Annotated in this window: 21 protein-coding genes, 1 other RNA gene and 1 riboswitch; of the genes, 1 reads left to right on the top strand and 21 read right to left on the bottom strand. The window is 28.1% G+C overall.

Features of this window, described 5'->3' with window-relative positions:
- Positions 1-9 precede the first annotated feature (9 nt).
- Positions 10-2658 (top strand): pyruvate, phosphate dikinase, encoded by a 2649-nt coding sequence (gene ppdK / locus WAO56_RS07865; protein WP_422143004.1) that lies wholly within the window; start codon positions 10-12, stop codon positions 2656-2658.
- 45 nt (positions 2659-2703) lie between these two features.
- Here ppdK and WAO56_RS07870 read toward each other — a convergent pair whose 3' ends face one another.
- The 21 genes from WAO56_RS07870 to scpB all read right to left on the bottom strand — a co-directional run bounded on the left by WAO56_RS07870 (position 2704) and on the right by scpB (position 23148).
- Positions 2704-3678 (bottom strand): diaminopimelate dehydrogenase, encoded by a 975-nt coding sequence (locus tag WAO56_RS07870; protein WP_422143005.1) that lies wholly within the window; start codon positions 3676-3678, stop codon positions 2704-2706.
- 10 nt (positions 3679-3688) lie between these two features.
- Positions 3689-4438 carry a 4-hydroxy-tetrahydrodipicolinate reductase gene (gene dapB / locus WAO56_RS07875; protein ID WP_422143006.1) on the bottom strand — a complete coding sequence of 250 codons (750 nt, stop codon included), beginning with the start codon at positions 4436-4438 and terminating at the stop codon, positions 3689-3691.
- Positions 4439-4446: 8 nt separating this feature from the next.
- Positions 4447-5325: a 4-hydroxy-tetrahydrodipicolinate synthase gene (gene dapA / locus WAO56_RS07880; protein WP_422143007.1), complete on the bottom strand. Its 879-nt coding sequence runs from the start codon at positions 5323-5325 to the stop codon at positions 4447-4449.
- 10 nt (positions 5326-5335) lie between these two features.
- A complete protein-coding gene (locus tag WAO56_RS07885) occupies positions 5336-6325 on the bottom strand; it encodes an aspartate-semialdehyde dehydrogenase (protein WP_422143008.1) in 990 nt (329 codons plus the stop codon).
- A gap of 11 nt (positions 6326-6336) precedes the next feature.
- A complete protein-coding gene (locus WAO56_RS07890; RefSeq protein WP_422143009.1) occupies positions 6337-7539 on the bottom strand; it encodes an aspartate kinase in 1203 nt (400 codons plus the stop codon).
- Complete coding sequence (gene lysA / locus WAO56_RS07895; RefSeq protein ID WP_422143010.1) at positions 7532-8833, bottom strand: diaminopimelate decarboxylase; 1302 nt, start codon at positions 8831-8833, stop codon at positions 7532-7534. The genes WAO56_RS07890 and lysA overlap by 8 nt, the downstream gene beginning before the upstream one ends.
- Before the next feature lie 77 nt (positions 8834-8910).
- Positions 8911-9053, bottom strand: a riboswitch (Lysine riboswitch).
- Positions 9054-9128: 75 nt separating this feature from the next.
- Positions 9129-10121, bottom strand: a complete 993-nt coding sequence (trpS, locus tag WAO56_RS07900) for a tryptophan--tRNA ligase (RefSeq protein WP_422143011.1) — start codon at positions 10119-10121, stop codon at positions 9129-9131.
- A gap of 259 nt (positions 10122-10380) precedes the next feature.
- Positions 10381-10704: RNase P RNA component class A (gene rnpB / locus WAO56_RS07905), an RNA gene on the bottom strand.
- A gap of 20 nt (positions 10705-10724) precedes the next feature.
- The gene (locus tag WAO56_RS07910) at positions 10725-11504 is read right to left on the bottom strand and encodes a Nif3-like dinuclear metal center hexameric protein (protein WP_422143012.1); all 780 of its coding nucleotides are present in this window, start codon (positions 11502-11504) and stop codon (positions 10725-10727) included.
- Positions 11494-12186: a tRNA (adenine(22)-N(1))-methyltransferase gene (locus WAO56_RS07915; protein WP_422143013.1), complete on the bottom strand. Its 693-nt coding sequence runs from the start codon at positions 12184-12186 to the stop codon at positions 11494-11496. The genes WAO56_RS07910 and WAO56_RS07915 overlap by 11 nt, the downstream gene beginning before the upstream one ends.
- A 3-nt stretch (positions 12187-12189) precedes the next feature.
- Entirely contained in the window at positions 12190-13377 is a 1188-nt protein-coding gene (gene rpoD, locus WAO56_RS07920) for an RNA polymerase sigma factor RpoD (protein ID WP_422143014.1), read from the bottom strand.
- Positions 13378-13392: 15 nt separating this feature from the next.
- On the bottom strand, positions 13393-15174 hold the full coding sequence (dnaG, locus tag WAO56_RS07925) for a DNA primase (RefSeq protein ID WP_422143015.1): 1782 nt from the start codon (positions 15172-15174) through the stop codon (positions 13393-13395).
- A 10-nt stretch (positions 15175-15184) separates the two neighbouring features.
- A complete protein-coding gene (locus tag WAO56_RS07930; protein WP_422143016.1) occupies positions 15185-16207 on the bottom strand; it encodes a deoxyguanosinetriphosphate triphosphohydrolase in 1023 nt (340 codons plus the stop codon).
- 81 nt (positions 16208-16288) lie between these two features.
- Positions 16289-18316 carry a bifunctional 4-hydroxy-3-methylbut-2-enyl diphosphate reductase/30S ribosomal protein S1 gene (locus tag WAO56_RS07935; protein ID WP_422146323.1) on the bottom strand — a complete coding sequence of 676 codons (2028 nt, stop codon included), beginning with the start codon at positions 18314-18316 and terminating at the stop codon, positions 16289-16291.
- Between the two features lie 2 nt (positions 18317-18318).
- Positions 18319-18891 (bottom strand): lysophospholipid acyltransferase family protein, encoded by a 573-nt coding sequence (locus WAO56_RS07940; RefSeq protein ID WP_422143018.1) that lies wholly within the window; start codon positions 18889-18891, stop codon positions 18319-18321.
- Complete coding sequence (cmk, locus tag WAO56_RS07945; RefSeq protein WP_422143019.1) at positions 18891-19784, bottom strand: (d)CMP kinase; 894 nt, start codon at positions 19782-19784, stop codon at positions 18891-18893. Before cmk ends, WAO56_RS07940 begins: the two co-directional genes overlap by 1 nt.
- Complete coding sequence (locus tag WAO56_RS07950) at positions 19774-21009, bottom strand: NAD(P)/FAD-dependent oxidoreductase (protein WP_422143020.1); 1236 nt, start codon at positions 21007-21009, stop codon at positions 19774-19776. The genes cmk and WAO56_RS07950 overlap by 11 nt, the downstream gene beginning before the upstream one ends.
- Entirely contained in the window at positions 21006-21575 is a 570-nt protein-coding gene (locus tag WAO56_RS07955; RefSeq protein WP_422143021.1) for a tRNA (mnm(5)s(2)U34)-methyltransferase, read from the bottom strand. Before WAO56_RS07955 ends, WAO56_RS07950 begins: the two co-directional genes overlap by 4 nt.
- Positions 21568-21927 (bottom strand): hypothetical protein, encoded by a 360-nt coding sequence (locus tag WAO56_RS07960; RefSeq protein ID WP_422146324.1) that lies wholly within the window; start codon positions 21925-21927, stop codon positions 21568-21570. The genes WAO56_RS07955 and WAO56_RS07960 overlap by 8 nt, the downstream gene beginning before the upstream one ends.
- A complete protein-coding gene (locus WAO56_RS07965) occupies positions 21927-22616 on the bottom strand; it encodes a pseudouridine synthase (protein WP_422143023.1) in 690 nt (229 codons plus the stop codon). The genes WAO56_RS07960 and WAO56_RS07965 overlap by 1 nt, the downstream gene beginning before the upstream one ends.
- A complete protein-coding gene (gene scpB / locus WAO56_RS07970) occupies positions 22606-23148 on the bottom strand; it encodes an SMC-Scp complex subunit ScpB (RefSeq protein WP_422143025.1) in 543 nt (180 codons plus the stop codon). The genes WAO56_RS07965 and scpB overlap by 11 nt, the downstream gene beginning before the upstream one ends.
- Position 23149 lies beyond the last annotated feature (1 nt).

A 23149-nucleotide genomic window follows, 5' to 3' on the forward strand; every position in this document is an offset into this window, starting at 1 on the left:
AGTGAGAATATGACTAAAAAATACGTATATGATTTTAGTGAAGGTAACAAAGAAATGAGAAACCTGTTAGGTGGTAAAGGTGCTAACTTAGCGGAAATGACTTGTTTAGGATTAACTGTTCCACCTGGATTTACTATAACAACTGAAGCTTGTAATCGTTATTATGATGAAAATGAGTCTTTATGGCCAGAATTACTAGAAGAAGTTGACATGCATATAAAAGAAATTGAAAAAAAATTAGGCAAGAAATTTTCAGATGAAAACAATCCTTTACTATTCTCTGTTCGTAGTGGAGCGGTTTTTTCAATGCCAGGTATGATGGATACAATATTGAACCTTGGTTTAAATGATAAATCTGTAATAGGTCTGTCAAATTCTACTAACAATGAACGCTTTGCTTACGATTCTTATAGAAGATTTATACAAATGTTTGCAGATGTTGCTATGGATGTGCCAAAAGTTCATTTTGAAACAGCTTTAGAACAAATGAAGGAAGATAAAAAAGTAGAATTAGATAACGAATTAACAGCCGAAGACTTAAAAGATTTAGTTAACATCTATAAAAAAATATATGTAGAAGAAACTGGCAACGAATTTCCTCAAGATCCTATGCTACAGTTGAAATATTCCATTGAAGCTGTTTTTAGATCATGGAATAACCCAAGAGCAAATGTATATAGAAGACTACATAATATTAACAACTCTCTTGGAACTGCCGTTAATGTTCAATCTATGGTATTTGGTAATATGGGTGATACTTCTGGTACTGGAGTAGCATTCTCTAGAAACCCTGCTACTGGAGAAAATAAATTATTCGGAGAATACCTAATTAATGCTCAAGGTGAAGATGTTGTAGCAGGTATTAGAACTCCTGAACATATCTCTACTTTACATGAAGTTATGCCTGAAGTTTATGATGAATTTTTAAATACAGCTAATAAGCTAGAAGAACATTATAAAGATATGCAGGATTTAGAGTTTACTATAGAAAACGGCAAATTATTTATTCTACAAACAAGAAGCGGAAAAAGAACTACTCAAGCAGCTTTAAATATTGTAGTCGATTTAGTTAATGAAGGTCTTATTACAAAAGAAGAAGCTATTATGCGTATAGAACCTAATAGTTTAAATCAACTATTACACCCAAATTTCGATCCAGAACAATTAAAGAATGCCCAATTAATATCTAAAGGATTGGCTGCCTCCCCTGGAGCAGCTTCAGGAAAAATCTATTTCCATGCTGATGAAGCAGTTGAAGCAGCTAAAAAAGGTGAAAAAGTTATTTTAGTTAGACAAGAAACCTCCCCTGAAGATATTGAGGGTATGATTTCTGCTGAAGGTATTTTAACTGCTAGAGGTGGTATGACTTCTCACGCAGCTGTTGTAGCAAGAGGAATGGGTAAATGTTGTGTAGCTGGGGCAAGTGAAGTTGTAGTAGATGAAGCACAAAAAATTATGCGCTCCAACAATGTTGTATTAACCGAAGGGGATATAATTTCTTTAAACGGAAATGATGGTTCTATTTATTTAGGAAATGTAGATAAGGTTGAACCTGAATTATCAGGTAACTTTGAAATATTTATGAATTGGGTTGATGAAATTAGGGATATGAAGGTAAGAACTAATGCAGATTCACCTAAAGACGCTATTCAAGCTTTAAAATTTGGTGCAGAAGGTATCGGACTTACTAGAACTGAGCATATGTTCTTCAGTGATGAAAGAATTCCTGCTGTAAGAGAAATGATTTTATCTAAGACAATTGAGCAAAGAAAAACCGCTTTAGATAAAATTAGACCAATGCAAGAGAATGATTTTTACGAAATTTATAAAGTAATGGAAGATTTACCTGTTACAATAAGATTATTAGATCCTCCACTACATGAGTTTTTACCTACAAATAAAAAAGATATCGAAAATTTAGCTAAAGATATGGGATTATCCTATGACGAAGTAAACGATACAGTTCAAGATTTACATGAAGTAAACCCAATGTTAGGTCATAGAGGTTGTAGACTAGCTGTTACCTATCCGGAAATATATAGAATGCAAGCTAGAGCTATAATTACAGCTGCTTTAAGACATAAAAAAGAAGGTAGAACTATTAAACCTGAAATTATGATTCCACTTGTTGGTGATGTAAAAGAATTAGTTTATGTAAAAAATGAAATAATAGATGAAATAAACACAATATTCGAAGAATATTCCGATAGTGTAGAATATTTAATTGGTACTATGATAGAAGTACCTAGAGCAGCATTACTAGCAGATGAAATTGCAAAAGAAGCTGATTTCTTCAGTTTCGGTACTAATGATATGACTCAAATGGCCTTTGGTTTTTCAAGAGATGATGCTGGTAAATTCTTGGGAGAATATGAAGAAAAAGATATTTACCCAGCAAGTCCTTTTGAAAGCTTAGATCAAAAAGGTGTAGGTAAATTGTTAGAAATAGCTGTTGAAAATGGTACGAAAGCAAATGACAAGTTACATTTGGGAATTTGTGGAGAGCATGGTGGAGAACCTTCTTCAATAGAATTTTGCTATAATTTAGGATTAGATTATGTATCATGTTCACCTTACAGAGTTCCAATAGCTAGACTTACTTTAGCCCAAGCTACTGTAAAGAAACAAAACATCGATACTGGTCATATTGATAAATAATAAAATATTAAAAGGTTCAGTGAATTCACTGAACCTTTCTTGTTTCTATAAAAGTTGTTTTCTTTGTTCTTCCGGACTAAGAGTGGATAAATATGATAATGGAACATCGAATACTGTTACAGCTCCTTTTTTCCCCTCTTTATTTAATTTATACACAGCCCTGGCATATGCAACATTTATCGCTGAAGTAAACTCCGGATTACTTCCTAAATCAAGTTTAAATTCATAAACCTGCTTTATATTATCAGAAGTTTTCCCTATTCTTATAACCCTTCCTCCATGAGGCATTCCACTATGGTTTTGTTTTAATTCTTCTTCCGATATAAAATTTACATTAGTATCATAATCTGCAAAATAATTAGGCATAGATTTTATTTCATTCTCTATTCTATTTTTATCTGCATCTTCTTCAGCTACAACAAAACATTCTCTTATGTGCTTATCCCTTGTAGTTAGGCTTAATATATTTCCTTTTTGAATTTCATTAACTACTTTTTCTACAGGGATTGTATATTGAACAGCATCCTTTACACCTTTAATTTGTCTTATAGCATCTCCATGGCCTTGACTAACACCCTTACCCCAAAAAGTATAAGTTTCTCCTACAGGTAAAATAGATTGAGAAAATAATCTGTGAATAGAAAATAATCCTGGATCCCATCCAGTAGAAATCAATGATAAATTATCTCCTAATTTTGCTGATTCATCTATTTGTGAGAAATATTCCGGAATTTTAGCATGTGTGTCAAAACTATCTACTGTATTGAAGTTTTTAGCTATTTCTGGGCCTTGAATCCATAAATCAGTAGCTGAGCCACCACATAGTATACAAACGTCAATACGACCCTTAAATTCCTCTAATTCACTAATATTGTAAATTTGTGTATTACTGTCTATTTTGGACTTTTCCCTTCTAGTGAAAATACCTATTAATTCCATGTCCTCAGATAGTTTTACTGCTTTTTCAGCACCTTTACCAAGGTTACCATATCCTATAATCCCTATTTTTATTTTTTCCATAAAATCTCCATTAAAAGTCAAATATATCTTTCATACTATATAGATTATTTTCTTTATCAATTATAAATTTACAAGCTTTTAAAGCTCCTAAAGCAAATATTTTTTTAGATTGAGCTTTATGAGTTATTTCTAATATTTCATCCTTTCCAGCAAACATTACTGTATGTTCACCAACGATAGTTCCCCCTCTTACAGAATGAATACCAACTTCACCAATCTCTCTTTGCAGACTAGTACCCTCTCTTCCATATTTAGCTATTAATTCATTATTTCTTCCCTTATTTGCCGAATCAAAAAGCATACGTGCAGTTCCACTAGGAGAATCTTTTTTTAGATTATGATGTTTCTCTATAATTTCTATGTCAAAATCCAACAAGGATTTAGATAAATTTTCCACTACTTTTAATAATATATTTATCCCTAGACTCATATTTCCGGAAAATAAAATCGGAATATGTTTTGAAGCATTTTCAATTTCTTCTATTTGTTTATCTGTATAGCCTGTTGTAGATATTACTAAAGGTTTTTTCTTACTAACAGCATAATTCAATATATCTGTTATTAAATCATGACTGGAAAAATCCAAAATTACATCACAATTTTCTTTAATATTTGAAAAATCTGAATAAATTGGATATTTATGATCTTTTCCATCATCTAATCCTATTCCTGCAACAATTTTAAAATCTTTAGACTCACTACATATTTCTTCAACAGTTTTTCCCATACTACCTGTTGCACCAATTAATAATATATCCATATTACACCTTATAAAATTCCTACTTCTCTCATTGACTCTACTAATAATTCTTTAGTTGCATCGGACGCCTCATAAAGAGGTAATCTTAATCCTCCAACATCAAAGCCTAAAATATTCATTGCAGCCTTAACAGGTATTGGATTTGCTTCTGCAAATAATGAATCTATAAATTTCTTATACTTAATTTGTAAATCTGCTGCTTCTTTAGTCTTTCCTTCTAAATACAAGTGAACCATTTGACTAGTTTCCTTTGGAATAATATTAGCTGAAACCGAAATAACCCCTACTCCTCCTACTGATAATAAAGGCACAACTACATCATCATTACCTGAATAAACTGCAAAATTTTCACCACATCTACGCATAACTTCAACTGTATATGACAGATTTCCAGTTGCATCTTTTAGACCAACTATATTTTTATGTTTTGACAATCTTTCAATAGTTTCTGGAGAAATTGTCATAGCAGTTCTTCCTGGAACATCATATAAAATAATAGGAATATTTACTGCATTAGCAATGGCTAAAAAATGTTCCTCTAATCCTTTTTGGGATGTTTTATTATAGTATGGAGTTACTTGTAATAAAGCATCTGCCCCTCTTTTTTCTGCTTCAACGCTTAAATTTATTCCATGTCTTGTATCATTACTACCAGTTCCTGCAATTACTGGAATTCTTTTATTAATAACATCTACGGCAAATTTTATTGTTTCCAAATGTTCTTCATCTGTCATAGTAGAAGCTTCACCTGTAGTACCTGTAATAATTATTGCATCTGTTCCATTTTCTACATGAAACTCTAACAATTCTTCCAGTTTTTCAAAATCGATTTCTCCATTATCTTTAAAAGGAGTTACTATAGCAACTCCTGAACCTTTAAAAATCATATAATCCTCCTTATAGTCTACTTGCAATTAATTCAGCTATTTGTACAGTATTTGTTGCTGCACCTTTTCTAATATTATCTGCTACACACCAGAAATTAATTCCATTTTCCAAACTAAAATCTCTTCTAATTCTACCTACAAAAACTTCATCTTTTCCATTAGCTGTTTCTTCAAGAGGATAAATTAAATTCTTAGTATCATCCTGTACTACTACCCCATCTGCATTTTTTAATAACTCAAATATATCTTCTATTTCAAAAGGTTTTTCAAATTCTAGATTAACACTAACAGCATGAGAATTTTTTATTGGTACCCTTACTGTTGTTGCTGTTACCCTAATAGAATCATCGTTTAATATTTTTTGAGTTTCCTCTATCATTTTCATTTCTTCTTTTGTATATCCGTTATCTAAAAAAGAATCAATATGTGGTAAACAGTTTTTTGCTATAGAGTATGGATAATTTTCACAAGTTCCATTTTCTAAATCAGCTACTCCTTTTACACCTGAACCAGAAACTGCTTGATAAGTATTATAGATTATTCTTTTTATTTTATATTTATCGTGTAAAGGTCTTAATGGAACTACTGATTGAATAGTAGAACAATTTGGATTTGCAATAATACCATCATTCTTAAAGGCATCTTCTCCATTTACTTCAGGAACAATTAAAGGTATGTCATCATTCATTCTCCAAAAAGAACTATTATCTATTACTGTTACTCCTTTTTTAGATGCTATTGGAGCAAATTTTTCTGAAATAGTACCACCTGCTGAAAATAAGGCAATATCTATATCTCTATTAAAAGACTCTTCATTTAATTCCTCAACTGTGTATTCTTTTCCCATAAATTCCACTTTTTGTCCTGCAGACTTCTTAGAGGAAAATAAATATAAATTGTTAATTGGAAAATCCCTATCTTTTAATACTTCCAATATTGTTCTTCCAACCATTCCTGTTGCACCAACTACTGCTAAATTAACTAATTTTCTTTCTCCCATCTTTGCCTCCATTATAAATTATATTCTTTTGCCAATATTTCAACTATATTATTAACATTGAAATCATCAATTACATATGAAATACTAATTTCTGAAGTTGATACTTGATGAAATTCAATATTGTTTTGAGATAAAATTTCGAAAACTCTAGATGCTACACCGGCCTGAGTTCTCATTGCATTTCCTATTATTGAAACCTTACTAACATTTTCAATAAAGTTAAAATTCAAATTCATTTCTTTTAATATTTCAGACACAATAATCTTATTATCATTTGTTGTTGTAAAAGAAATTAAATAATTATTTTCGGAAAATTTATTTTGACTTATTATATCTATATTTACATTCTTATTACCTAATTCTACGAAAATATTATTTATTTTTTCTATATTTTTAGTCTTTAACTCTATATTCACTAAAAGAATATTATCAATTACTGAAATATTCGTAATACTATTTTTTTCCATATTATTTCCTTCTTCTCTAATTATAGTTCCAACTACGTCATTTGTATTTAATGCAATATATAAAGGAACCTTATATTTCCATGCAAGTTCAACACTACGTGGTTCTATAACCTTTGCTCCTAAATTAGCCATTTCTAAAGTTTCTTCATAGGACAAGTAATCTAACTTTCTGGCTTTTTTAAACATTCTTGGATCTACAGTATATATTCCCTTTACATCTGTATAAATTTCACAAGAGAAATTTAATTTTGCCGCAATAGCAACTGCAGAAGTATCCGAACCTCCTCTACCTAAAGTAGTAATATCTCCAATTTCATTTACTCCCTGAAAACCTGCTACTATTACTATATGGTCATCTTTTAAATATTTTTCAATTTTATCTTTATTTATATCTTCTATTTTACTTTTCATATGATGACCAAAGGTCTTTACTCCAGCTTGCCAACCTGTTAAAGAAATAGCCTTTTGTCCTTTTGAAGCTAAGGCCATGGCCAGTAATGAAATAGTTATTTGCTCCCCTGTAGATAAAAGCATATCCATTTCCCTTTTACTGGGATTTTCATTTATTTCCTTAGACATAGATATTAAATTATTTGTAGTTTTTCCCATTGCAGAAACAACTATAACAATGTTTTTAAATTTCTTTTTTCTTTCAATTATTCTTTCTGCAACTTGATTAATTTTTTCAGGATTAGCTACCGATGAACCTCCGTATTTCATCACGACTCCACTTATATTACTATTCAATACCTACATCCTCTCTAATTATATCTTCATAAGTTTGCCTTCTTACTGCTAACTTAACCTTATTCTTATTTACAAATACCATAGCTGGTTTTTCAATTCTATTATAATTACTACTCATTGAATATGTGTAAGCTCCTGTAGAAGAAATCAATAATAAATCATTTTCTTCAGCCTTTGGTAGTAAATAATTTTCAATTAAAATATCACCTGATTCACAACATTTTCCTGCTATTGTATAATAATTCGTTCTATCATCCTCTGCCTTATTTGTTATAATAGCTTCATATTTAGCCTGATAAAGAGCTGGTCTAGGATTATCGGTCATTCCACCATCTACAAAAATATAATCCTTTCCTCCATAGGTTTCCTTTATACCACCAATTCTATAAAGCGTTGACCCACTATTGGATATTAAAGATCTTCCAGGTTCAATATCAACTCTTTTTAAATTTAACCCAAATTTCTTATCTAACTCCTCTATTTTGCAAATAAATTCCTTTAAGAACTCTTCTAACTCAAATGGATTATCCTCTTCGGTATAATATACTCCAAATCCACCACCTAAGTTTAATTCATTTACCTTAGTATTTAATTTTTCATTTATTTTTTTAGTAAACTCCATCATAGTTTCAGCTTCTTTAAAAAATGATTCTTTTTCAAATATTTGAGAACCTATATGACAATGGAATCCTTCAAATACTAAATTATCACAATCTAAAATCTCTTTTACAATACTATATATATTTTCATCAAATATAGATTCTCCAAATTTTGAATCTAATTTTGTAGTTTTTATATATTCATGGGTATGAGCATCAATTCCTGGATTAACTCTTAATAAAACCTTTTGTTTCTTATTGGTGCCTATTAGTAATTCTTTTAGTTTACGAATCTCATCTTTATTATCTATTACAATAGTACCTATGTTATTTTCAATAGCCAATTCCAATTCTTTTTTTAATTTATTGTTTCCATGAAAATATATTCTATCTTTAGGAAAATTGGCTTTTAAAACAGTGTAAAGTTCTCCACCACTTACTACATCAATAAAAAGTTCTTCTTCCTTAATTACCTTAGCCATATATATATTTAACATTGCTTTTGATGCATAAATAACTCTTGTTTCAATATTTTTACTAGAGAAATTTTTCAAGTATTTATTTGCTTTTTTTCTAAAATCATCTTCATCTATAATAAATAATGGTGTATCATATTCTTCTGCTAAATATTTACAGGATATTTCTCCAATATATAGTTCATTGTCTCTAATATTCATGTTTCCTAATAATTTCATGCAACATCTCCTAATAATTGTATAAAAAAAACTATGAGCAAAAGGCACTCATAGTTATAAACATTCCTTCTGCCCTCAATATATAAAGTCCTCCAATAAAGAAATGGGCATCTCTTTATTGACAGTTCTATACTTGTTCAGCATAGCCCCAACACTTTCGTATTTCGGCAATTTAACCTTTCGTCTCCTACTAATTTAAACTGCGGCCTCTTTATATACTGACTATTATATTAAATTTAGAATAACAGATGTTCAATAATTTGTCAAATTACTTTCTGCTTTTATTAGGCAAAAATTATATTTGAACAAATCCAACTTTCCTATAGACTTTTCTTAGCGTTCTGCTAGCTAACCTTCTAGCTTTTTCTGCTCCATCTTTCATAACTTCTTCTAAATATGCCTTATCATTAATTAATCTATTATACTCTTGGTGAATTGGATTCATTTTTTCTGCAATTAATTCTCCTAAATCAGCTTTAAATTTTGCATAGTTCTCGTTTTTATATCTATTTAAAATTTCATCAATAGATTCTTCAGAATAAGCACTATAAATGTTTATTAAATTTTTTAATCCTTTTTGTTCGTCTGAATAATTGAATTCTCCAAGGGAATCAGTAACAGCTCTTTTTATTTTTCTTATAATAGCATCCTTGTTATCAAGCATTGATATATAACTGTTAACATCTTCATCAGATTTAGACATTTTCAACTCTGGGTTCTTTAAACTATAAATTTTACCTGCTTCTTTTTGTATTAAATTATCAGGTACTTTGAAAGTATCACTATACTTACTATTAAATCTAATAGCTAAATCCCTAGCTAATTCTAAATGTTGTCTTTGGTCTTCACCAACTGGTACAAAATCAGTTTGATATAACAAAATATCTGCTGCCATTAAAACAGGATAAGTAAACAGTGCAGAATTTAAATTTTCTTCTGCTTTACTTGCTTTATCTTTAAATTGAGTCATTCTACTTAATTGACCCATATAAGAAATTGAGTTTAATACCCAACATAACTCTGCATGGGCTGATACATGGGATTGTACAAATATAGTAGTTTTTTTAGGGTCTAATCCAGTTGCTAAATAAAGTGCTAGCACCTCATAAGTTCTTTTTCTTAAATCTTTTGGAATTTGAGGTACAGTAATTGAATGCATATCTACTATTGAATAAATAGCATTATATTCATCTTGTAACTTAGAAAAATTTCTAATAGCTCCTAAATAATTACCAATAGTTAAATTTCCAGATGGTTGAACTCCACTAAAAACAATTTTTTTATCCATAATTCCTCCTAAAATAAAAAATCGTCTTCTAATATTAGAAGACGAATAAATCCGCGGTACCACTTCAATTGCATTTGCCACTTAAAACTTTATAAAGTAAGTTAAACTTTTGAACTTTTGTCAAGCCCATTCATCAGTTCTCTCATATTGGACTTCCACCTTCTCCAACTCGCTATAAATCAATTCCTGACTACTATTTTGACATTCAATATTTATAATAATTGCTACATAATTAAAATAAAAAGCCCGTTTAATCGGGCAAGTGACCAGAAAATAAGCCGTGTTCTGTTTTAGATAATCATCTGTCTAGACTAAATGTTACCAAATAGTTCAAGCGATCTACCTTAGGAGTGACGAGCAGCCACATAAATTCCTATTTGATCTTGCACTGAATGGGGTTTACATAGCCATATAGTCACCTATATGCTGGTAAGCTCTTACCTCACCTTTCCACCCTTACCAAAAATTGGCGGTATCTCTCTGTTGCACTTTCCTTAGGGTCGCCCCCACTGGACGTTATCCAGCATTCTGCTCTGTAGTGCACGGACTTTCCTCGTATTAACGCGATTATCTTTTCTACTCACAAAATAATTATACCATATTTTATAATATTTTTCTCTTAGATTTATCATAATAAAATTTTTCTATTTTTATATTTAACTTCTCTTTAAAAATATTATATAGTTCTTCTAAAATGAATTTTTCTGAAATATAGTGACCTAAATCCACTAATAATAATCCGTTGTCAATTGCAAATTCAGCATTATGGTATTTAATATCACTAGTAATTAATAAATCTAATTTTAATTTTAATGCTTCCTTTATTTCAGAAGCTCCTGAGCCACCAATAAAGCCTATTTTATTAATATTCTTATTAAAATCACCGTATATTAATATATTATCCTCTAGAATTCTATTCTTTAATAATTTTAAAAATTCTTCTCCATTTATAGAAGAAATAGTTCCAAATCTGCCTAAACCTATTTTTTCATTAAAATCCTTAGGTACTATTGGTTTTGTATTTTCTAAATCAAATAAATTTGCTAGAGCATCACTAACTCCACCAGTTATATAATCTAAATTAGTGTGGCTGCTATATACAGAAACATTGTTCTTTATAGCCATTTCAATAGCTTTACCAAAATTAGTATTAAATTCTATTGACTTAATTGGACTAAAGAAAGTTGGATGATGAGTAAAAATTAAATTACATGAATTTTTTACAGCATACTCCACTACATTAATACTAAAATCCAAAGATAGTACTATACCATTTAAATCATTTTCTGTATTTCCAAATTGAAGTCCTGAATTATCCCATTCATCTTGGATATTTAAAGGAACTATTTCTTCATATTCTTTGATGAACTCTTTAATCTTCAATTAAACCCCTCACTTTAGAGTAATACAATATCTCCTCTTCTAATTCTGTAATCCTATCTTTTAAATTAGGATTTTTTATTTCTTTCAAATCTTCAATTAAATTACTATTAATTTTTATTAATCTGTTTAATTGCTCATATAATGATTTCGATTTTTTTTCTATTAATAATTTGCCAAATTCATATTCATATTTGTTCTCATACTTCTCTAATCCAACTTCTGTCTTAATAATTTGATAATATTTGTCATTTTCAAATAAGTCATCTTCTTCTATAATTTTAAAACCATTTTCATGTAAAAATTTCCTAAGTTCATAAAGACTGTTATTAGCTTGTAATATTAAATTGTTAGCTGATTTAGCTATAGTTAAATCTTTTTTTAATATATCGGTAATTAACAGTCCACCCATGCCAGAAATAACTATGGTATCCATTTCAAAAGGTTTATATTTACCTAGTCCATCAGAAACTCTTGTTTCAATATTATCTAATAAATAACTATTATTTAATTTTTCTATTAGTTTGTATAAGGATTTCTCACTTATATCTGAAGCTATAATCTTTTTAGCAATATTTTTTTCAGATAAAAATATAGGTATTAACCCATGGTCAGTACCTATATCTGCTACTATAGAATTATTCTCAATCATATTAATAATCTTAATCAATCTATATTGTTGCATTTTTTACTCCAAGAAATCTTTAAGTTTTTGACTTCTACTAGGGTGTTTCAGTTTTCTTAAAGCTTTTGCTTCTATTTGTCGAATTCTTTCTCTTGTTACGTTAAATTCTTTACCAACTTCTTCTAAAGTTCTAGGTGTTCCATCTGTTAATCCAAATCTTAACTCTAAAACTTTTCTCTCTCTATCGTTTAAGGTTCCTAAAATTTCGTTTAACTGTTCTCTTAACATTGTGAAATTAGCTGCTTCGTCAGGTGCAATTGCAGTTTCATCTTCAATGAAATCTCCTAAATGACTGTCTTCTTCTTCTCCTATTGGAGTTTCAAGTGATACGGGTTCTTGAGCAATCTTCCTTACTTCTCTTACTTTCTCTACCTCTATTCCCATTTCCTTAGCTATTTCTTCATTTGTAGGGTCTCTTCCTAGTTCTTGAATTAATTGTCTCTCAATTCTTACTAATTTATTAATTGTTTCAACCATATGAACAGGTATTCTTATTGTTCTAGCCTGGTCTGCAATAGCTCTTGTTATTGCTTGACGAATCCACCATGTAGCATATGTAGAAAATTTAAATCCTCTTTTATAATCGAATTTCTCCACTGCTTTCATTAAGCCTAGATTTCCCTCTTGAATTAAATCTAGAAATTGCATACCACGTCCTACATACCTTTTTGCTATACTTACAACTAATCGTAGGTTTGTTTCAGCTAATCGCTTTTTAGCATAATTATCTCCTGCTTCCATTCTCTTAGCTAAATCAACTTCTTCTTCTGCTGTTAATAAAGGTATTTTACCAATTTCTTTTAAATACATCTTTACAGGATCATCTACATTTAACCCCTTAATGTTTGATAAATCATCAACTTTAATTTCAACTTCTTCTGCAGGTTCATCTTTATCATCATCGTCATCTGTATCTTCTTTTAAATCATCATCGTCATCTAGGGTTTCTTTTTCAATATGATCTCTATCTTTAACTAATTCTATATTTTCTTCTATTAGTTTCTTTTCAATATCTTCAATATTTTCTTCTGATAATTCAGAATAAGATTCAACAGCTTTAAATTGTTCTTCTGTAATCAAACCATCATTATCTGAAGCTACACTAATTAATTCCTCAATTATATCTTTTTTAATTTCATCTATTTCTATGCTTATTTCATCAAAATCTTTAATTGAATTATTCTCACTCATGATGAAACCTCCTGACTAAGTCATCTTTTTTATATCTATATCTAGTTTAAATATATCCATTGCTAGCTTATTATAAACATTTTTTAATTCATCCGTTAATTTATCATAATCTTCCAATAAAATAAATTGAGCTTTTAAAATATCTCTTTCTATTATTAATTTATTTTTTTCCATACTTTTAATATAATTTTTTGCATTGTCCTCATTTAAATAGTAATTGTAATCTTTAACTTTAAAAACTGCATCAAAAATTAATTTAGTATTTTTTTCTAAATTCAAATTATTAATTTGATTTTTAATTGACTCTTCTGAACTATAATCTATTTTTTCAATTATATTTAAGGCTTTTGTCCAAAACTCAGTTTTTTCATTTAAAAAATTTGAAACTTCTATTATATCTTTTGAAATATTAGGATTAAAAATAATATAGCGTAATGACTCTAATAAAAGCTTCTTATAGCCATCATTAGATTTATTATTTATAACTTCTTTTTTAGTCCTAATATCCTTTACTTTAGTATTTAAATAATTATCTATTTCATATTGTAAATTATCTTTATCAATTGACAAATCATCTGAAAACCTATTAATATATTCATCTCTAACTAATTTACTTTCTATTTCCGCTAGTAATTCAGTTAATTTCTTTAAAAAAACGACCTTTTGATCTATATCGTTTAAATCATATTCATCTATTAAATTGTTATATTTGTACAAAATAGGATTTAGAGAATTTTCTAATAATTGATTAAATGAATCTCTTCCATATTTTTTTAGATAATCATCTGGATCTAAGCCGTCTGGTATCTTTACAATATTAGGTGATACATTAATATTTCTAAAAATTTCTAAAGCTCTTTCTGCTGCATTTATGCCTGCTTCATCGCCATCATAACAAATATATACGTTCTTAGTATATCTTGATATTAATTTTGCCTGTTCTATTGTTAAAGAAGTCCCTAAACTTGCCACGCTATAATCTATTCCATAATTTGATAAAGAAATTACATCCATGTAACCTTCAACTAAAATAACTTTATTCTCTTTAGAGGCATTTCTTAAATTCATTACACCATAAACATTATTACTTTTATGGTAAACTAAACTTTCTGGGGAATTAATATATTTCGCCCTATCATTAGATAAGGTTCTCCCCCCAAAACCTATTATATTCTTTCTTGAATCTATAATTGGAAATATTAATCGATTTCTATAAGCATCATAAAGAGAATTATTTTTTCTTGACTTTTTAACTAATCCTAATTCTAGTAGATCTTCTATTTTATAACCCTTTTTTACCATATAATTTAATAGATCTTGAAAATTATCAGTTGCATAACCTATCATGAATTTATTTATTAATTCTTTTTTTAATCCTCTTTCTGCAATATATTTTTTTGGTTCTTGATTTGTTAGAAGATTATGAAAGAAAAAAAGTTTTGCTTCATTATTTATAGCAAACAATTTTTTTCTATGCTCGTATAATTCCTTATCAACCTTTCCAGTTTCTATAAAAATACCTAATTTGTCTGCTAAAAACTGTATAGCTTCAGGATATGATAAATTTTCCTTTTTCATAATAAAAGAAATGGTGTCCCCACCTTCACCACAACCAAAACAATGAAATATTCCTTTTTGACTAGATACTGTAAATGAAGGTGTTTTTTCATTATGAAAAGGACATAGTCCAATATAATTATTGCCAGATTGTTTTAAATCAACATATTCTGAAATAATATTAACTATATCCAATTGATCTTTTATTTCTTCGATTTTATCTTCCGGAATATATGCCAATATTTACCTCCTAAATTGTCCACTGTTTAGGTACAAATAAATCCATATATTTATGAATTGCAAAAGTGTCCGTCATTCCTGCTATATAATCTGTAATTATTTCATCTTTAGAAGAATTTTTTAAAATTTCATTATTTTTATAAAAATCTACATGAGCTTTTGGAAGCTTATTAAAATATTTTTTATAATAGCTATAAAGATTCTCAATTATTCCTTTAGCTTTAACCTCGTCATTTTTAACTTTTGGATTATAATAAACCCGCTCAAACATAAATTTCCTTAATTCATTCATCATTTTAGCCTTATTACTGGACATTTCTATATTGTTTTTTAAATAACTATTCTTAATAACATCATTTACTAAAGTATTAATTCTAATACTAGAAGAGGTACCAAGGGATTTTGAAATATCCTTTGGTATATCAGTTTCGCTTAAAATTCCTGCTCTAATAGAATCATCAATATCATGATTAATATATGCAATTCTATCTGCAAATTTAATAATCTTTCCCTCCATAGTTTTAGCTATGTTATTTCCTGTATGATTTGCAATTCCATCTAATACTTCTTCTGTTAGATTTAAACCAGATCTTTCTTTAGAGTTTTCTAATAAATCCACTACTCTTACAGAATGTAGGTAGTGTTTAAATCCAAAAGGATTTAATTCATTTAATACTTCCTCTCCCATATGTCCAAAAGGAGTATGCCCTAAGTCATGACCTAAAGCTATAGCCTCTGTTAAATCTTCATTTAATCTTAAAGCTCTAGCTATAGTTCTGGCTATTTGAGCTACTTCTAATGTATGTGTTAATCTTGTTCTATAATGATCTTTTTCAGGAGAAATATAAACTTGAGTTTTATGTTTTAACCTTCTGAATGATTTTGAATGAATAATTCTATCTCTATCTCTTTGATATGAAGTCCTTAAAAAATCTTGTTCCTCAAATCTTTTTCTAGTTGCAAATTTACTTTTTGCTGCAAATTCACTTAAAAACCTATCTTCAAAATTTTCTTGATCTTTTCTGCTATACATAGAATACCTTTCTGAGACAAATAATAAAAAGAGAGTATCAAATAAAAAAGATAGAGACCACTCTACCTTTATTTATTAATTTTATTCTTCAGTATTTTTGTTTAATTCTGCATCTAAAATTTCACCTAAATTATGTTCTAACTCCTGATTTTCATATTCAGGTATTTTTTCTTCTTTAGGTTTTGAAACTTTTTTTGGTGCAGGTTTTTCTGGCATTTCTGGTTTTTCTAAAGTTTCTTTTATACTTAATGCAATTCTTTTAGTTTCTGGATTAATATCTAGTATTTTTACTTGAATCTTATCTCCAATATTTAATTCATCTGAAGGTTTTTCAACATGTTCATAGCTTATTTGTGATACATGTACTAATCCTTCAACTCCTTCTTCAAGACGTACAAATGCTCCAAAATCTAATAGATTAACAACTTCACCTGTTACAATATCCCCAACATTATTATTTTCCATAAATAATTCAAATGGTTTTTTAGTAAGTTGTTTTAATCCTAATGATATTCTGTTCTTTTCCTTGTTTGCTCTAAGTACCTTAACTTCGATTTCATCACCAACTGTTAATACATCTGAAGGATGTTTTATTCTTCTCCATGAAATATCAGAAATATGAATTAATCCATCAATTCCACCAACATCAACAAAAGCACCAAAATCTGTTAATCTTTCAACTTTACCAGGAAGTATTTTATCTACTTCGATATTTTCCCAAGCTTTGTCAATTCTTTCTTTTTCGGCAGCTTCTTCTATTTGTCTTCTCGATAAAACTAATCTTCTTTTCTTTTCGTCTATACTTATAATTTTATATTCTAATGTTTGACCAACATATGGTGATAAATCTTTTACATAAGAAGTAGTAATCTGAGAACCAGGAATAAAAGCATTGATACCAAGTATAGAAGCTAACAAACCACCTTTAACTTCCTTAATAACTTCAGCATTTACTGTTTCGTCATTTTCATAAATTTCTACGAGTTTTTTCCAGTTTTTCAAGCCCTCAACTCTTCTCGTAGATAAAACTACGTTTCCTTCACCATCGTCAAGTTTAATAACGTAAACTTCTATTTCTTGACCCTCTGTGAAAAGATCTTTAGGTTTTTTGTCTGGATCAGTTGATAATTCATCTAATTTAATTATCCCATCTGAACTATAACCAATATTTACCATAACTTCATTATCAGTAACATAAATAACACTACCTTTAACTACATCTTTAGGGTATATCTTAGTTATACTTCCTTCTACTTGCTCCATAAACTCGTCTTTGCTGTAATTATCCATTACTTGAACAACCTCCTCAATTATCCATTCAGGTGTAGACGCACCTGCGGTAATCCCTATTTTTTTATATTTCAATACTTCTTGTAAAGATAAATCATTTATTGTCTCAATTCTAAATGAATTTTTACAATGCTTCTTGGACAATTCATAGAGTTTGTTAGTATTTGAACTCGTTTTTCCTCCAATAACAATCATTGCTTCCATTTGTTTTGCTAATTCAACTGCTGACTGTTGTCTTAATTTTGTAGCATTGCATATTGTATTTTTTATCACTACATTAGTATTACTTCTATTTATTATATCAGATAATTTCAAAAATTTCTCTATTAAATTAGTAGTTTGAGAGATAATATATAAATTTTTTTTATTTTTTAACTTTTCTGCCTCTTCAACACTATTTATTATAATAGCTTCACTTGAAATTTGACCACACATTGCAATAATCTCCGGATGATTCCTATCACCAATTATTACAATAGTATATCCTTCTGATTCTGCTTTTTGTATTTTTTTATAGATAGATAACAAAATCGGACAAGTTGCATCTATAAGATTATATCCTAGACTTTTAATTTCTTTCTTTTTCTTTAAAGTCTCACCATGACTTCTAATTATTAAATTTTCTTTATCTTCTACTTGTTTTACATCTTGTAAAACATTAAGACCTTTTTTCTCTAATCTTTCTACTTCTTGTTTGTTGTGTATTAATAATCCTAAAGAATTTGTTTTTACTAAACTATTTAAAGCTTCCTCTGTTATATCTATAGCTCTTTTTACTCCAAAACAAAATCCTGCATTTTCTGCAATATATATTTCCATAATTACTCCGATAAATCATATATTTCATTATAAGCTGCCAAGGTAATAGTTCTGTTCTTTTCCTCTTTTGGTATTTCTGAAAAAGTATCTATTTTTACTACAGGCTTATAACTTACTTTTACCTTTCTAAATAATTTATAATTTGTCTCTATATGAACTGGTAAAATATCTGCATTGGCTCTATTAGCCATCATGCCTATACCATCTTTTACATTATTTGTATCTATTGTCTTTACTCTTGTTCCTTCTGGAAAAATCCCTAAAACCTTATCTTCCTTTAATATTTTTAAAGATTGTTTTATACTTTTTAAATCAGCTTTTTTCCTATCAACTGGAAATGCTCCAACTTTATAAAACAGTTTACCTACTATGGGAATTTCAAATAATTCTTTTTTTGCCATAAAATGAATTTGTCTATTATAGGTTATGGCCAGAATTAATGGATCTAATAGACTAATATGGTTTGAACAAATAATAAGTTTCCCATTTGTATTCATATTTTCTTTTCCATGAATTTCAATTCTAAATATAATTCTTAATAATACCCACAAAATATTTCTAAAAAACCAATACATTACATACCTCGAATAATCTTTAACATATTTTCTACTACTTCATTAATAGATAATTTAGAAGAATCTATAATAACAGCATCTTCTGCCTTTTTCAAAGGTGAAATAGCTCTAGTTGAATCAAGATAATCCCTTCTCTCAATATCTTTAACTATTTCATCAAAGGTCATATTTAATCTACTATTCTTATCCTTTAACCTTCTTTTTGCACGTACCTCAGCATCAGCAATTAAGAAAAATTTATATTCTGCATTAGGTAAAACAACTGTTCCTATATCTCTTCCATCTAATATTATAGAGTTTTTTTCAGCAATATTCCTTTGAATATGAACTAATTTATTTCTAACACTGCTATAACTAGAAACCAAGGATACACTTTTTGTAACAGCCTCTGTCCTTAATTCATCTTCTAATAATTTTTTATTTAAAAAAATATTGTTATTTTTGTATTCAATAATAATATTTTCAATTCCCTTTTCAATTTTATCCTCATCTTCTAAGGAGTATCCTTTTTCTAACAAATAGAATGTAATTGCTCTATACATAGCTCCTGTATCTAAATAATCTATAGATAAAATTTCGCTTAAATATTTTGAAATTGTACTTTTCCCTGAAGCTGATGGTCCATCTATGGCAATTCTAAAAATTTTCTTTTCTTTAATTTTTACAATTATTCTTTTATCATCTATATTATTATTTACATTATTAGTAATAAAAATATTGATATTGCCTAGTTTTTCTAGAATATTCTCATCTAAATAATACATTTCTTTGGGAAGCTGTACTATTAACGAATCTACATTTATATTGGTTTCTCTTACCATCTTTACAATTTCCTCAGAAATTTCTTCTAAGTTTTTATTTACATAATTATCTATAATAATTTCATAATTCATTACTTTTTTCCTTTATACTTTCTCCTGCAGCATATCCGGTAGAATAAGCAATCTGTAAATTATATCCTCCCGTCATAGCATCAACATCAATAACTTCTCCTGCAAAATATAGATTATCAATTATTTTGCTTTCCATAGTTTTAGGATTTATTTCCTTTACAGAAACTCCCCCTTTTGTAATAATTGCTTCTTTAATAGGTCTTAATCCTATTAGATTAAACTCTAAATTCTTAATTGTATTAACTAATCTAAGTCTTTCCTCTTTTGTAATTTGATTAACTTTCTTATAAGGATTAATTCCAGATTCATTTAAAATTACAGGTATTAATTTCTTTATTAACAAATCTCCTAAAGCATTTTCTAAATTTTTATTACTATATTTAGTAAAATCCCTTTGTATTCTTTTATCTAAAGTATCGGGACTTAATTTAGGTTTTAAATCTATAGAAATAATAGAATTTTCCCCTATATTTGAAATTGAATTTGATGCTTTCAAAACTATTGGACCAGATAAACCAAAATGAGTAAATAATAATTCTCCAAATTCCTTACATATAACCCTATTATTCAACTTTACAGTTAATTCAATATTTTTTAAGCTAATCCCTTGTAATTCCTTTAAATAATTAGACTTTATTTCCATAGGTACCAAGCTTGGTTTTAATTCTTTAATACTATGTCCAAAAGTTTTAGCAAATTTATAACCATCTCCTGTTGAACCTGTTGCCGGATATGAAATTCCACCTGTTGCTATTACTAGAAAATCAGATTCATATTTATTAGCTCTCCCATATACTTTAAAAGTATTGTCCTGTTTCTCTATAAATCTAATATCTTCATTTAATATCACTTTAATATTTAAGTCTGATAAAATTTTATTGAAAGTTTTTATAACATCACTTGATTTATCACTTTCTGGAAATACTCTATTTCCTCTTTCAACCTTATATTTTAATCCATAATCTTCAAGTAATTTCAAAACATCCATATTTGTATAATTATATAGGGAACTATACATAAATTTAGGATTACTATTTATCATAGGAAAAAATTCTTCTATAGGTGAATAATTAGTAATATTGCATCTGCCTTTTCCTGTTATATATAATTTTTTTCCAATTTTCTCATTTTTTTCTAAAATTAAAACATTATTATTATTTGTTTTTGCTGTAATTGCAGCTAAAATCCCTGCTGGTCCTGCACCTACTACTATAGTATTTTTCAATTTAACCTCTCTATAACCACTACATATGGTGGATTATTTATTTGATTTACAAAATAATATTTTAATACATTATAATTTTTCTGATTTAAATCAGCTAAGTATTTTTCAATTTCTATTGATTCTAATTTACCACTACTATGACCTGGATAAAAGGTTATTATAACAATCCCATTAATATTTAAAAAATTTAAAACATATTCTAAACTCTTTATTACTGTTACATAATCTGTAGTTATGTCCTTATTGCCTTTTGGTAAATAGCCCAGGTTGTAAATAACTAGGTCAAGTTTTTTATTAATATATTTAAAAATATTTTTATGACTATCTTTAATAATTTGTATATTATTATTTTTAAATTCTTTTAAAAGATTTTTTGTATTTTCAATTGCTATTTCAGAAATATCAAATCCCAATATTTCACTTTTTTTATCTACTGTTTTTACAATTTTATATATATCATTACCATTTCCTACTGTCATATCGGCAGCAATAATTATCTTATTTTTAAACAAGTTAATATAGTGGTCAGTTATTTCAACTGTATTTTTAAATAATATATTATTCATTACAGGTTCCTAAAAAAAGTTCATCTAAATTTATATTTTGGGGATTATTTTTATAAAACTTCAAACTCTCGGTTTCGTTTTTTAAAAAATCAAATCCAATATCCTTTACCTTCGATCCCGTACCCTTTAAAAAAAATAATTTTTCTGTATTTTTATAACTATCATCTATACAGAATCTAACTAAAGCAGGTATATTTTCTGTAATAATAACTTCACTAAATCCTATAATGTTATCATCTTCTTTAAAAATATAATATAGGCTAGGATTTTTATAATCCATATTCAAATCTATTTTAAATTCATCTCTTATATAGTAAAATTCTTCTAAAATTGGATTTTTTACAATATACATTAAATACTCCTTAAATAATTAATTTCCTTTGTAGATAAGGGTCTGTACTCCCCTTCTTTTATTCCTTTTCCCCGAATGTTACCTATGGCTATCCTATTTAAATCTACAACATTACAACCAATATATTGAAACATTTTTCTAACTTGTCGATTTCTACCTTCAGTAATCGTAATCTTATATTTAAATTCGGAAATTTTTGTAATTTCTGACTTTTTTGTTAAAGTCCCCTCTAAAACTATTCCAGATTCCAGCTTCTTTAAATCATCTAATTTAGGTATAGAATCTAATTTTACTATATATGTTTTAGGAAAATCATTACTAGGGTGTGTTAATTTGTAGGTAATATCGCCATCATTTGTTAATATTAATAAACCTCTACTATCCTTATCTAATCTACCAACTGGATATATACGATTTTTATAATCAATTAAATCCAGTACAACTTTATCTGCATAAGGATCTTCAACTGTACTTACATATCCTACAGGTTTATTCAATAATAGATAAACATATTCATCTACTGGCTCTATAATCCTATTGTTAAACTTTACAACATCCCCTTCTTTAACTATTGTGCCAAGTTCTTTTATAATTTTATCATTAATGGATATTTTGCCTTCTAATATTAATTCTTCCGCTTTTCTCCTAGAAGCTATCCCCGCTTTTGCTAAATATTTATTAATTCTCATGTTCTTCCTCATCTTCCAACATTAATTCTATCTCTTTTAATTTAGGAAGGGATTTCAAACTATCTAGCGAAAATACTCTAAGAAATTCCTTAGTTGTCCCATATAGGATTGGTTTTCCCATTTTATCGAGTCTTCCAACTTCTTCTATTAACCCTCTATTTACAAGTAAATCTATAGAGCTATTGGATTTTACACCTCTAATTTCTTCTATTTCCAATCTTGTTACCGGTTGTTTATATGCTACAATTGATAGTACTTCCATAGCAGAATTGCTTAATTTTTTAGTTTTCTTTTTATCCACTAATTTATTAATGTAATCAAAGTTTTCTTTTTTTGTCACAAATTGATATTCTCCATTGTAACTTTTTAATTCTAAGCCCCTATCATTTCTTTCATATTCTTCCTTCATTTCTTCTAGGGTTTTTTTTATCTCACTATTTTCTTTTTCAACAACTTTTGCAATCTCTTTATAGGATAAGGGCTCTCCCCAAACAAAAAGCAATGACTCAATTATAGATTTTAAATTATTCATT

The sequence above is a fragment of the Miniphocaeibacter sp. genome, from assembly GCF_049276255.1.
Lineage (GTDB): Bacteria > Bacillota > Clostridia > Tissierellales > Peptoniphilaceae > Miniphocaeibacter.